Annotated in this window: 8 protein-coding genes; 1 reads left to right on the plus strand and 7 read right to left on the minus strand. The window is 49.3% G+C overall.

Translation table 11 applies throughout. The annotated features are described in order from the left end of the window. The coding region (gene miaB, locus ACTHMC_RS18355; RefSeq protein ID WP_440415265.1) for a tRNA (N6-isopentenyl adenosine(37)-C2)-methylthiotransferase MiaB at nucleotides 1-1359 on the minus strand (1359 nt) is incomplete at its 3' end. A 142-nt stretch (nucleotides 1360-1501) separates the two neighbouring features. On the opposite strand from miaB, the gene ACTHMC_RS18360 reads away from it, so the two are divergent. Then, nucleotides 1502-3916 (plus strand): TonB-dependent receptor, encoded by a 2415-nt coding sequence (locus tag ACTHMC_RS18360; RefSeq protein ID WP_440415267.1) that lies wholly within the window; start codon nucleotides 1502-1504, stop codon nucleotides 3914-3916. Nucleotides 3917-4081: 165 nt separating this feature from the next. Here the strand turns inward: ACTHMC_RS18360 and ACTHMC_RS18365 are convergent, their stop codons facing one another. The 6 genes from ACTHMC_RS18365 to ACTHMC_RS18390 form a co-directional block, all read right to left on the minus strand. Next, a complete protein-coding gene (locus ACTHMC_RS18365) occupies nucleotides 4082-4363 on the minus strand; it encodes a hypothetical protein (RefSeq protein WP_440415269.1) in 282 nt (93 codons plus the stop codon). 540 nt (nucleotides 4364-4903) lie between these two features. After that, on the minus strand, nucleotides 4904-6085 hold the full coding sequence (locus tag ACTHMC_RS18370) for an acyltransferase family protein (RefSeq protein WP_440415271.1): 1182 nt from the start codon (nucleotides 6083-6085) through the stop codon (nucleotides 4904-4906). Nucleotides 6086-6184: 99 nt separating this feature from the next. Next, nucleotides 6185-7528, minus strand: a complete 1344-nt coding sequence (locus tag ACTHMC_RS18375; protein WP_440415272.1) for a TolC family protein — start codon at nucleotides 7526-7528, stop codon at nucleotides 6185-6187. A gap of 39 nt (nucleotides 7529-7567) precedes the next feature. Next, nucleotides 7568-8236: an ABC transporter ATP-binding protein gene (locus ACTHMC_RS18380; protein ID WP_440415274.1), complete on the minus strand. Its 669-nt coding sequence runs from the start codon at nucleotides 8234-8236 to the stop codon at nucleotides 7568-7570. A 125-nt stretch (nucleotides 8237-8361) separates the two neighbouring features. Continuing rightward, the gene (locus ACTHMC_RS18385; protein ID WP_440415276.1) at nucleotides 8362-10728 is read right to left on the minus strand and encodes an ABC transporter permease; all 2367 of its coding nucleotides are present in this window, start codon (nucleotides 10726-10728) and stop codon (nucleotides 8362-8364) included. Between the two features lie 30 nt (nucleotides 10729-10758). Beyond that, complete coding sequence (locus tag ACTHMC_RS18390) at nucleotides 10759-13176, minus strand: ABC transporter permease (protein WP_440415277.1); 2418 nt, start codon at nucleotides 13174-13176, stop codon at nucleotides 10759-10761. Nucleotides 13177-13182 lie beyond the last annotated feature (6 nt).

The following is a 13182-nucleotide window of genomic DNA, read 5'->3' on the forward strand; positions in this document are numbered from 1 at the left end:
ATCACCTTTGTTCAGATTGTGGTTGCCTTTGGGAAAAACAATGGTCTTGTTCTGACTTGATCTGCCTTTCCAGTCGTTGGAGCTTCTCTTGCTATCCCCGTCGATCAGTACTTTGAAGGTCTTCCCCAGGTCGCGCAGATTGCTTTCATGGCTGAGCCTGTTCTGCAACTTCACGATCTCCGCCAGCCTTCTCTTCTTCACGTCTTCGGGAATATCATCCTGGTAGCGGCGGGAGGCCAGGGTGCCAGGTCTTTCGCTGTAAAAGAACATATAGCTCATATCATACTTACTGTATTCCATGAGGCTCATGGTCTCCTGGTGTTCCTCTTCCGTTTCGGAGCAGAAGCCCGCAATGATATCTGAACTGAGACTGCAATCCGGCATGATACTCAGTATCCTGTCTACTTTGGCAATATACCATTCACGGGTATAGGTGCGGTTCATCAGCTGCAGCACGCGTGTGGAACCGCTCTGAACAGGCAGGTGGATATACTTGCAGATATTCTCATATTTCGCCATCGTATACAGCACCTCGTCCGTGATATCTTTTGGATGGGAGGTGGAGAAACGAACGCGGAGCAGGGGATTGATCAGCGCTACTTTTTCCAGCAGGTTGGCGAATGTGACGATGGTATCGTTCTGTTCGTCCACCCAGTAATAGCTGTCCACATTCTGACCCAGCAGGGTCACTTCTTTATAGCCATCATTGGAGAGGGCTTCACATTCCTGGATGATGCTTTGGGCATCCCTGCTTCTTTCCCTCCCCCTGGTGAAGGGCACCACGCAGAAGGAGCACATATTATTGCAGCCGCGCATGATGCTCACAAATGCGGAAACTCCGTCGCTGTTGAGCCTTACGGGTGCGATATCTGCATAGGTCTCTTCACGGCTGAGAAGCACGTTCACGCCGCGCTGACCGCCTTCCGCTTCTGCAATCAGGCTGGGCAGGGTACGATAGGCATCGGGGCCAACCACCATATCCACCAGTTTCTCTTCTTCGAGGAATTTTGCCTTGAGCCTTTCAGCCATGCATCCCAGTACACCCAGCAGGGCGCCCGGATTGGTCCTTTTTACCTTTCGGAGCTCAGTAAGGCGTTTGCGAACGGTCTGTTCTGCTTTTTCGCGGATAGAGCAGGTATTGATGAAGATAAGATCGGCCTCTTCAAAATTGCGCGTAGCGCCGAAGCCGCCTTCCTGGAGGATGGAAGCCACCACTTCACTGTCTGCAAAATTCATCTGGCAACCATAACTCTCGATATAAAATCTTTTGCTGAATTGTTGTGCACCAGCCGCTTCAGGGGCAATTGCCTCGCCCTGGCGGCTCTCATCATGTTTCTTCTGGGTAATGAAATCCAACATCTGCAATCTGAAATTAAGCAGCAAAGATAGGGGAAAAGCCCTATCAAATGACAGTATGACAGTTGATTGTCTGTTTACGGGTTTGCGTTATCTTTACGCCAGTATGCCCCTGATTCGACCACTACTAATTGTATGCTGCTGTATGCTATCGGGTATCCTGGAGTTGAACGCCCAGGAAAGACCAGCCAAATCCGCCCCGGGACTGATCACAGGCAATGTGATAGACCCCCAGCAGAAAGCCGTTGCCGATGCAACCGTTACCCTTCGTTCCTTCAATGATTCCCTGGCCGTCCGCAATACCCGCACGGATAAAAACGGGAATTTCGAATTTGAGCAGCTGCCCTTCGGGTATTATAAACTCACCATCAGTTTCGTAAGCTTCCGGCCGCTGACCCTTGACAGTATCCATATCCGGGCGGAGCGGTATGATTTCAATATGACCGATCTCACGCTGAAACCTAACGTGGACACGGCATTGGAAGAAGTGGTAGTATATGCGGAGAAGCCTCTTATCCAGAGCCGGGATGGCAATATCACTTTCAATGCGGGAGAGTCTGCCCTCAGCGCGGGTTCCAATGCCGCCGACCTGCTCAAGAGCGTACCGCTGGTGGCCAATGATCCGGATGGCAAGCTGGTGGTACGGGGCAAGGAGCCCAGGATCCTGATCGATGACAAACCCGTTGAGCTGAATGCACAACAGCTGGCAGACCTGCTGGAATCACTGCCGGGGTCCATGATCGAGAAGATCGAAGTGATGACCAACCCGCCGCCCCAGTATGCCAATGAATCCGGCGGCGTGATCAATATCGTTACAAAAAAAGGAAAAGTGGGAGTGGGCGCCAGGCTCACCGTTACGGCAGGCTCCCGGGGGGAATACGGCGTGAGCGGTAATATCAATTACCGGAAAAAAGGACTGGCCGTAAACTTCAATACAGGTTTTGCGTATAACGAGTTCGATGGCCGCAGTAATTCCATGCGCCGCAACTTCATCAACGATACCATCAATTATTATCGCACCAACGGCCAGAGCTTCAACAAGGGCATCCGCCCCAATGCCAGGCTAAGCGTGGATTATGAGTTCAATAAATGGAATCTCATCAACCTGGTGGCCACCTATAACCAGGCCATCACCCGCAACAAGAACGATAATGAATATGCGAATATCAACCGCTTCCATGAAGTGTACCGCATCCGCAGGCAAAGCATAGCCACGGAGGGTTTCAATATAAGCCCCGTGATCAATTTTACCTATACGCATAAAGGCAAGAAGGCGGGCGAGACCCTGCGTTTCATTGCAGGCGCCAATACTGCCTGGAACAATAACGACCGTGATTTTTATGAAGTACCGCTGAACCCGGATTATACACCTCGCGGAAAAGACAGCACCCAGCTGCAATACAACGATACCCGCAACAAGGGCTACAATTTCAGGGTGAATTACGATAAACTGCTCGACAACAAAAAAACTTCCATCAGTACCGGTGGTTCTTACGTGAGCGAGCTCAACGATATCGAGGTGAATGTATTCGGACTGCGGAGGGAACCCGTAAAAGAACTGCTGCCCAATACCGTCCTCAGCAATGATTTCGATTACCGCCAGCGGGTGAGCAATATCCGCGTGGCATTGAAGCAGTTGCTTACGGAGAGTTTTTCTGTGACGGGCGGTGTGGCGCTGGAGAATACTGATCTGCGTTTTATGCTGAAAGACAAATCCAAAGTGGACAATAACTATTCCACCTGGCTGCCCTTTCTGACCCTGAGCAAGAAATGGGAGGATCTGCTTGCCATCAATCTTTCTTACCGGAAAACCATCCGCAGGCCGGGCATTGCGCAGATGAACCCTACGGTGGATATAACAGATACCAATAACCTGCGCTTCGGTAACCCGGCATTGCTGCCATCGCCTTCTCATAATTTCGACCTCGTGTTCGGCAGAACCACGGACAAGTACTACCTGAACCTCAGTTTCGGCTTCAACCTGGTGCAGGATATCTTCAGCCAGCTGCGACTCCCTAACCCGGATAACCCGGTGAAGAACACCACTACCTGGTATAATATCAACGACAGGCAGGAGTTTGAGATCAGCACCTGGAACGGGTATACATTCTCAAAGGCATTACGGCTGAACATGAGCGCCAGTTATACCTACAACAAATACACGGGTTTTGATGGAACCAGGGTCACTACTTTCCGGAATGGCGGTACGCTCACTTCCGGTTTCAATGGAAACTGGGTGCCTACTGATGTGTGGAATGTGACCACGGGCCTGAACTACAACCGCTTTGCGAATCCACAGGGCAATGTGCGCGCCAATTTGCGGATGAATATCGGGATACAACGGAAGTTCTTCAGCAAAAAACTGGTAGTGACAGTGAACCTGATCGATCCGATCGTAAAGCAGGAGTTCCGCAGTTTCACCAGTTCCCGGTACTTCGACCAGGAGAGTTTCAGCAGCACGAATACCCGAAATTACAGGCTTACTATCGGTTATAATTTCACACAGCTGGGTAAAAAGAAAGCGCCGGTCAAAAAAACGCCGGTGAAGAAGAGGTTATAACGGTGATGCGTGTATGAAAATCCGTGAATCTTGATTCCGGTCAAGTTTCCGGTAAGTTTTTGATTCTTTAAGGCAATAAGAAAGCGAGGCTGCTTATCTTTACCATCTCCTTTCATTTTATGCATTGCTGGCAGGTACCACCGCCGGTTTTGTGTTTCTCCCTGGTTATTTACGGGATTTTTTGTTTTTCCTGTCGGCCACTATCTGGTTGTACACGATGTTGATCATCTTTTTCTCATCAACGTCAAAGTAATCGGCAATGCTGATGATTTTGTTCATGCGGATCAGCCCGGCATTGGTGATATAACCTGTGAGGGTAGCGTGGTTTGTTTTGAGGTGATTGATTACCGGAGTGATGTCATAGTAATCGAATATTTCTTTGAAAAGCGTGATCTCGCCTTTGTCGATCATCGACCGGATCTGTTTTTGCTGCTTTTCCTTATTCATGGCGCAAATAAACGGAACGCAGGCTGATCCATACTTATATAAGTATCATTAGTACTTTTAAAAAGAATCTTTAGTAAGTATGTAGTACGAAATCTACTTTTTTTAGAAAGAAAATGTACTTATTTTAGTAGTGTCATTACTGATTCATTTCTCCGGTCTGACTAACCAGATCATCCGGTAACTGCCACAAGACATTCAGACCTTTCAAGTCATTTCAAACATACTGTTTTCGCAGGTTTTCAGCACTTTGGTGCTTATTTAGTATTAATGGAAAATAGGGACTTCTTTTTTCCGGGAAGTCCCTTCTTTTAAACCCGTAAAATTATTGGCGTCGCTGTCCTCGTTATATGTGGGTAGGACATGCGTGCGCATGGTTAGGGCTTTTGATCAGTACAGCAGTCTTTCATGTCAATGGAAGGCTGTGGCGGCCTGTAGGCTGACACCTTACGAACTATCCGGTTTCCCGGTACTTGTTCTGAACCTTAGTGGTTACGTGAAAAAAAAGAATGCATCTAGTTGTGGGTGCATTCTTTTTTTATGTCAGCAATAACGATGGATGAGGTTGATTGTACGTAACCGGATGGATATTATCCAGCCTGATCCCAATGCAACAACAAATACAATAATGAATTTGAAAAATGCGTGGATGTTCAATGGCATCAGCAGGAACTGCATCCATACAATGAAAATATAATGCACCAGATAGATGAGGTACGCATTGGTTGAAAGTGAATCCCATAGCCGGTCCGGAGAGTTTATTGTTTTTCTGAATACAGTAATGAATGCCAGGCAGCTTGCTGTACAACTGGCTGCATATATTGAATAGTAGAGGCCCCAGGCCGCATTCGCAGGTAATAAGTTTTGTTTAACCAATCCCGCAAGTATATTAAAGTAGCTGTTAAAAGTAAGTGATGCGAACAACAGCAAAGCCAGAACTATCCAGTACCTGTAATGCCGGACCAGTTTTGAAGAAACAGAGAAGATCCCGCTGTTGAAATCTCCGGCGCCAATTATTACTCCCAAAAGAAAATATCCGGCATAAGCCAGAAACCTGCTGAGCTGAAAATCAAATGGCCCCCAGCCGGTCCAGGTACCAGCGCCGGTTGACCAGGCAACCGGAACATATAATATCCAGGTGATCCCAAACAACAGGAAGAAACAGATCACAGGTTTGTTCTGCAAGCTGGAAACCCTTCCGGAAATTGCCGCAAACGGCCCGCGCAGTACCGGCCACATTATTGCAGTGATGGCATTGAATACAAACAATACCCAGAGGAACCAGGGCGGACCAACAGGCCATGCTTCCGTGGTGAAAAAATCTTTTACATAGTCTTCGATATTCCAGCTCTGATGAGCCAGGTAGTAAGATGGGTAATAGGCGAGCAGCATGAACAACGTGCCTAACACGATAAACGGGATCAGCAGGCGATAGATCCTGTCTTTGATAAACAGCCAGCTTCCTTTTTTTTCCAGGCTCTTTGCAATGAACAATCCCCCGATAAAGAACATCAGGAACATGAAGAAGATATCATTGAAATTCGAGAAAACGTCCATTCCGATCCATCGTTGGTGATCCACCACAGGATTGGTACTGCGGATATAAGCCACCGGATCGAAACTGGCGAATGTAGTGTAGGCGAGGGAAGCATGATGCGCCACCACCAGCACGGTAATGGCTGATCGTAAATAATCTACCCATAGGTTTCTGCCGGTTGCTTGCATCGGGGGAGTTTATTCCTACAAACGTACAGGATGGCTGAAAGTTACAGGGGGAAAGATTTTGTCGGAGTGCCCCCACTCGCTCGCGTCCCCACTCGCTGACTACCAGTTGAGCTTACCCTGGTAATAGTCAAGGATATTGGTTCTGAGGAGGAACTCATACCGTGCACGGATCAGATCGATATTTGAGTTGTCTAATTTGTTCTTGGCAATAAGGTAGTCTACAGAATTGGAAGCGCCATTGTTGAAACGTACTTCCGCCGCCCTGAAATTCTCTGCATAACTGCTTACCTGGTCTTGCAGCGCCTGGTAGCGGTTGAGGGTGGCCGACATATTCAGGTAATCCCTTTCGATATTCTGACGCAAAGTGATGCGTGTATTCTCTGCCACATACTCCGCTTCTTTCAGCGAGATCTTCGCCAGGCTTAACCGGTTACGGTTCCGGAATGCATCCATGAATGGAATGTACACACCGATCCCGATATTGGTGCTGCGGTTGTTCTTCAGCTGGTCAAAGTAGGCAATGCGCTTATTATCCGTATCGAAAAAATTCCTGGAGTAGTTGGTATTGTAGCCCGCTCCTGCGCCAACAGTAGGCCAGAGCCCGCCGCGGGCGGCTTTTACATCTTTTTCCGCACTCTTCTTCACCAGGTCAACAGCTTTGACCGCTGCCAGCTGATCCAGGGCCTGACGGTACACGGAGTCGGAAGTGGTGGAGTAGCTGAGGTCGAACTGTTCCAGTCCGATGCGTTCCACGGTGAGGCTCTCATCGTACGTGATATTCATCAGCTGCGCCAGGCGGAGCCTTGCATTATTCAGCTGGTTGCGGGTTTCGATAAGCTGCAGTTTGTTGGCGGAGTACTGGCCTTTCAGATCGTAGAAATCGGAGGGCTTGATAGCGCCTTCGTCATTCATGATCTTCAACCGTTCCACCTGCTTTCCGGTTACCTCTGTGAGTTGTTCCGTCTGGTTCAGTACATCTGTAAAATTCAGTACATCCAGGTAGGCGAGGATCACATTGAGGGTGAGCAGGTCGCGGGCCTGCTGCCATTCCATCCTGCCGGCTTCGTACATGTATTGTTTGGCCTTCAGGTTATTGAAGAGGCGGAGGCCGTTGAAGATGGTCACATCCGTATTGAGGCTCACATCGGCCAGTGTATTACTGTTGTTGGTATATCCGTTGGTGGCATAATCGATACTTCGGCCCTGGCGGAGATAGTGTTGCACATTGCCGATAAGGTTAGGCAGCATTTCTCCTTTGGCGCCACGCAGGGCAATATTGTCACGCTGGTTATTGAGGTCGGCCAGCTTCACGTCCATATTATTCTTCAGTGCCGTTTCCACGCATTGTTTGAGCGTCAGCGGGGCCTGCGGCGTTTGTGCCTGGAGGTTACAGGCTGCCATCAGGGCAAGGCAGCACCCTGCCAGGAATTTTCCAGCTCTCATGATTATCACTTTAAATTGATTGGTCTCGTTTTTATACGGTTATTGTTCCTGTTCAATCCTGCCATCCAGCAGGTGGATAACGCGGCTACCATAACCCGCATTTTTTTCGGAGTGGGTCACCTGGATGATGGTAACGCCTTCCTGGTTGAGTTGTTTGAACAGGTCCATGATCTCTTCTCCCTGCTTTGAATTGAGGTTACCGGTGGGCTCATCGGCCAGCAGCAACTGCGGTTTGGCGATCAGCGCCCGCGCAATGCCAACCAGCTGTTGCTGTCCACCACTCAGCTGGGTAGGGAAGAGGTCTTTCTTTCCCACGATCTGAAAGCGGTCCAGGATATCGGCCACCATGGCCTTGCGTTCGCCACTCTTGATGTTCTGATAAATGAGTGGTGTTTCAATATTCTCGTACACGGTCAGTTCATCGATAAGATGGTAGGCCTGGAACACAAAACCGATATGCTGCTTGTACAGGGCAGCGCGTTGCTTTTCTTTGAGCGAATGAACGGGCTGATCCAGGAAAAGATATTCGCCTTCATTGAAATCATCCAGCATGCCGATGATATGCAGGAGTGTTGATTTTCCGGAACCTGATGGGCCCATGATGGAAACGAATTCACCCTGGTTGATGGTGAGGTTGATATCCTTCAGCAGGAAATTCGGTTTACCGCCTACGTTCACCCATTTGGAAATATGTTTCAGTGCTAACATGATGAAGGTTTTGTGATAATTGTGCCAGAACCTAAGATATATGATTTTCACAGTTTTACATAATCCCTGCACAATTATGCAGTCCGTTTACGATACAAAAACCGTCCGGTACTGATACAGTTGTTTTATTCGCTCCGCAGGCTTTTGACCGGGTTGGCCAGGGCCGCCCGGACAGTCTGAAAACTGATGGTGAACAGGGCGATAGCCAGTGCGGCCACACCGGCCAGCGCAAATGGCAGCCAGTTGATGCCGATCCGGTATTCGAAGTCCTGCAGCCAGTTGTTCATGGCCCACCAGGCAAGCGGACAGGCAATAACGAATGCTACAAATACCAGCAGCAGGAATTCCCTGCTCAGCAAACCGAAGAGGCTTCCCAGGCCTGCGCCCAGTACTTTGCGGATACCGATCTCGCGCACGCGCTGTTCGGCGGCAAACATGGCCAGTCCCAGCAACCCGAGGCAGGAGATGATGATGGCCAGTGCTGCAAAGCAGTTGGATAATTGCTTTGCCATGGTTTCCCGGGCATAGATCTTTTTAAATTCCTCATCTGCAAAATCATACACGAAGGGGAAGCGGGGATTTACTTTTTTATTGATGGTTTCCATCTGGCTGAGCACTTCCCTGGTTTTGCTTCCCTGCACCCGTACAATGGCATAACCATGGTCTGGATTCTCCTGAAGGTGCATTATCAGGTTATTGATGGGTTCATGCATGGAATTGAAATGGAAATCTTTCACGATGCCGATGATGGTGCCTTTCCTTCCCCAGAAAGTGAATGGCTTGCCGATCGGGTCTTTGTAACCGGTTTTTGCAACGCCAGTCTCGTTGAGGATGAATGATGCGGTATCGGTGCCGAAACTGCGGGAAAAATCCCTGCCGGCTACCAGTTCCATCTGCATGGTGCTGATAAAATCGTACCCCACACCGAGCTGCGAAAACAGTGGTTTGGTATTGGGGTCCTTGCCTTCCCAGTCGATACCGATGGTGCTGTTTCCGATCTCCATCGGGTCCTGCTCTGCACGGGTGATGGCTGTAACGCCAGGCAGTTTCTTCACTTCATCATTGAATACCTTGAAGTATTTATCGGGTTCTCCGAGCAGGGACACTTTCACTATGTTCTCGCGGTTAAGGCCCAGGTTTTTATTCTGTATATAACTTACCTGCTGTGATACGATGATGGTGCCGATGATCAGCAGGCTGGACAATGCAAACTGGAACACCACCAGACCTTTCCTGAACCAGTTGGCGCCGCTGCTGGCTTTCGCTACACCTTTCAGTACCACAATGGGTTTGAAGCCAGAGAGGAAGAGGGCGGGGTAGCTGCCTGCGATCAGTCCGGTGATCAGTGTGAGACCCACGATACCTATCCAGAATGTCCAGGCGGCAAATGGAAATTCAATATGTTTCTGGGTCATCTGGTTGAAGAATGGCAGCACCAGGAAGAGCAGTACCAGCGCCATCAGCATGGCAAGAGCGGTGATGATCACGGCTTCACCGATGAACTGCCTGATGAGGCCGCCGCGTAAAGCGCCCACCACTTTCCGGACGCCGATCTCACGGGAACGCTTGATCGATCTGGCAGTGGTGAGGTTCATGAAATTGATACAGGCGATGAACAGGATGAAAACGGCCACCAGGCTGAACAGGCGTACATATTCGATCCTTCCGCCGGAGATCACTCCGTCTTTCATACGGGAGTTGAGGTAGCGGTCGGTTGTTTTGTATATATCCAGTTCTACGCGCCAGCCACTTTTGGGATCCACGAATTTGTACATGAACTCTTTGAGTTTGGCGCTGACCTTTGCGGGATCGGCATCTTTGCGCAGGAGGATGGTGGTACGCGGCCCGTTATTATCCCATTGTCTGGCCCAGCCATTGGTCTCAAGCATATACTCCCAGTTGTAGAGGAAGTCCCATTTGGCGGTACTGTTCTCCGGCATATCTTCGAATACGGCTGTAACCGTAAAATCTTTCTGGTCATTGGCGCGGATGGTTTTACCGATGGCTGCCTGCGGACTGCCGAAGAAGGCATTGGCCATTTTGCGGGAGATGGCCAGGCTCACCGGCGAAGCCAGCGCAGACTGTACAGTGCCTTCAAGGAGTGGAAAAGTATACATCTTGAAGAAATCACTGTCCGCTGCATTGCCGGGCATGCGCAGGATCTTGTCGCCCAACTGGAAAGTTGTTTCCTGGTCCCAGCCCAGGGCGGTGGAATGTTCCACTTCAGGGATCGTATGTCTGATCTCACGGGCAAGGATACCCGGAGTGGAATAGGTGGATTGCACTTTATTGTCGAAATACTGACGCTCATACACGCTGTACAACCTGTCTTTATGTTCGTGGAACTGGTCAACACTTTTTTCATCCTGCACCCAGAGCATGATCAGCAGGCTGCAGGTGAGGCCCAGGGCCAGTCCGAGTATATTGATAGCACTGAATATCTTATTCCTTTTCAGGCTACGGATGGCTACCAGGAAATAATTCTTGAACATAAGGCGTAGGTTTTATAATAAGTAGGCTTGTTATTCTGATTTGAGTGATTTTACAGGATTCATCAGGGCGGCCCTGATGGCCTGGTAACTGACGGTGAGAATGGCTATCAGCAGGGTAATGCCGGCTGTTGCGGCAAAGATCCACCAGGTGATGGCGCTGCGATAAGCAAAGTTCTCCAGCCAGTTGTTCATGGCCCACCAGGCAAAGGGGAAGGCAATAACAGCCGCAATGGCCACCAGTTTCAGGAAGTCTTTCGACAACATCTGAACGATACCGGTAACGGAAGCGCCCAGCACTTTGCGGATGCCGATCTCCTTGGTGCGCTGTTCTGCAGCATAGGCCGCCAGCCCGAATAATCCCAGGCAGGCAATGATCACGGCAAGCGTGGAAAATGCCAGGGAAATTTTGCCGGTTCGTTGTTCAGTTTCATAAATGCGGTTGAAATCCTCATCCATGAATGCATAACGGATAGGTTGATGGGGCGCGAATTTCATCCAGAGGCCCTTGATGGTTTCAACAGACTTTTCGATATTACCGGCAGGCAGGCTGATAGCCATGGCTCCGCGTTCCATCCGGTTCATCAGCAGAAGCGGACCTACGGTCTCGCGCATGCTGTTGAAGTTGAAATCTTTTACCACACCTACAATATTGTAAGGAGTGATCTTTGTTCCGTATGGACCTTCCGGCATGTAGAGGGTCTGACCTACAGGATCTGTATAACCCAATAGTTTAGCCGCTGCTTCGTTGATCATTACTGCGGAGGAATCTGCAAAATCCCTGGAGAAATTCCGGCCCTTCACCATCTGCATGCCCAGGGTGGGCACATAATCTTCATCTACCTGCCAGATCTGCATTGTGGCAGTACTGGAAGGGTTGGCAGTAGCTTCCTTGAACACCACATCGGTGTTGCGGTAGCTGCCGGTAGGAAGATAGCCTGTAATGGTCATATGTTTTCCTGCACCTGCACGGATGATCTCTTCTTTGAATGTTTTTGCATTTTTGCCCATCACATAGGTGTCGTTCAATACCAGCACCTGGTCTCGATTGAAACCCGTTTCTTTATTCCGGATATAATTAAGTTGATTGTAGATCACCACGGTTCCTACAATGAGGAATATGGAGATACCGAACTGGAATACTACTAATGAATTGCGCATCCAGCTTGTTTTCAAACCGTTTGCCAGTCTGCCTTTCAGCACCTTAATGGGCGAAAATCCACTGAGAAAGAAAGCCGGATAACTACCAGCCAGTATACCCACCAGTAAGGCAAAGCCAATCAATACGGCAATTACGGCGGCATTTATATTATCCTGTATCACCAGTGTTTTTCCACTGAGCTGGTTGAACCAGGGCAGGAAGGCTGTAGCAAGAAAAATAGCGAGCAGTAATGACACTGTGCTCAATACGGTAGATTCTGCCAGGAACTGCAGGATCAGGTTCCTGCGTTGCGAGCCCATTACTTTCCTGATACCCACCTCACGGGCACGGTTACCTGACCGGGCTGTGCTGAGGTTCATGAAGTTCACGCAGGCAATGAGCAGGATGAAGATGGCCACAGCGGAAAAGATGTACACGTATTGTATATTACTGTTGGCGCCGAGCTCAGACATGCGTGAGGAATGCAGGTGGATGCGGGTAAGTGGTATGAGTGAATAACGCAGGTATTCGCCCCTGCTTTCTATTTCTTCCAGCGTGCTGTTGAGCAGTCCTTTCAGTTGCGGCGCCACGTAACGGGTTACGATGCCACGGAGACCATCGCTTACAGTTTTGGGATCGGTTCCGGGCCTGAGCGCGATATACGTATTGAAGTTATTGCCGAGCCAGTGATTGCTGCGGCTCTCTTCCAAGGTCTCCAGGGAGATGAAGAAATCGAAATTGAAATGCGAATTCTTTGGAACGTCTTTGATCACACCGGCTATTTTCATATTGCCGTTGGCAGTCTCGATGAATTGTCCGGCTACTGCTGTTTTATCAAAATATTTTTCAGCCATTGTTTCGGTGATCACAACGGTTTTGGGTTCCTTCAGCATTTCGCGCGGATTGCCATCCAGTACAGGAAGGGTGAATACATCAAAGAGGCTGGCGTCTGTATAGATCACGCGGTCTTCAACAATATTTTGATCTCCCTTTTTTAAAGTGAGATTTCCATTATTCCTGAAACGAACGGCCGATTCGATCTGCGGGAATTCCTGTTGCAGGGTCTTCATCAGCGGGTCAGGTGCAGAGGCAATGAAGAAGTCGGAGCCCCCGAAACGGATATCTGTATCGATCCGGTAGGTACGGTCTGCCTTTTCATTGAACCTGTCGTAGCTCAGTTCATCCTTCACATACAACAGTATGAGCAGGAAGGCGGCCAGGCCCATGGCGAGCCCTGCGATATTGAGCGCGGAGAAACTTTTGTTCTTCCACAGGCTTCTCACTGCGATCTTCAGGTAATTGCGGAACATGGCTCT

Source organism: Pseudobacter sp., assembly GCF_051955275.1.
Lineage (GTDB): Bacteria > Bacteroidota > Bacteroidia > Chitinophagales > Chitinophagaceae > Pseudobacter.

What these genes read in the sequence shown, in the direction of transcription:
- ACTHMC_RS18380 (WP_440415274.1), bottom strand. Translation starts at nt 8,236, where the DNA reads ATGTTAGCACTGAAACATATTTCCAAATGGGTGAACGTAGGCGGTAAA.
- ACTHMC_RS18360 (WP_440415267.1), top strand. Translation starts at nt 1,502, where the DNA reads ATGCTATCGGGTATCCTGGAGTTGAACGCCCAGGAAAGACCAGCCAAA.
- ACTHMC_RS18390 (WP_440415277.1), bottom strand. Translation starts at nt 13,176, where the DNA reads ATGTTCCGCAATTACCTGAAGATCGCAGTGAGAAGCCTGTGGAAGAAC.
- ACTHMC_RS18365 (WP_440415269.1), bottom strand. Translation starts at nt 4,363, where the DNA reads ATGAATAAGGAAAAGCAGCAAAAACAGATCCGGTCGATGATCGACAAA.
- ACTHMC_RS18370 (WP_440415271.1), bottom strand. Translation starts at nt 6,085, where the DNA reads ATGCAAGCAACCGGCAGAAACCTATGGGTAGATTATTTACGATCAGCC.
- ACTHMC_RS18375 (WP_440415272.1), bottom strand. Translation starts at nt 7,528, where the DNA reads ATGAGAGCTGGAAAATTCCTGGCAGGGTGCTGCCTTGCCCTGATGGCA.
- ACTHMC_RS18385 (WP_440415276.1), bottom strand. Translation starts at nt 10,728, where the DNA reads ATGTTCAAGAATTATTTCCTGGTAGCCATCCGTAGCCTGAAAAGGAAT.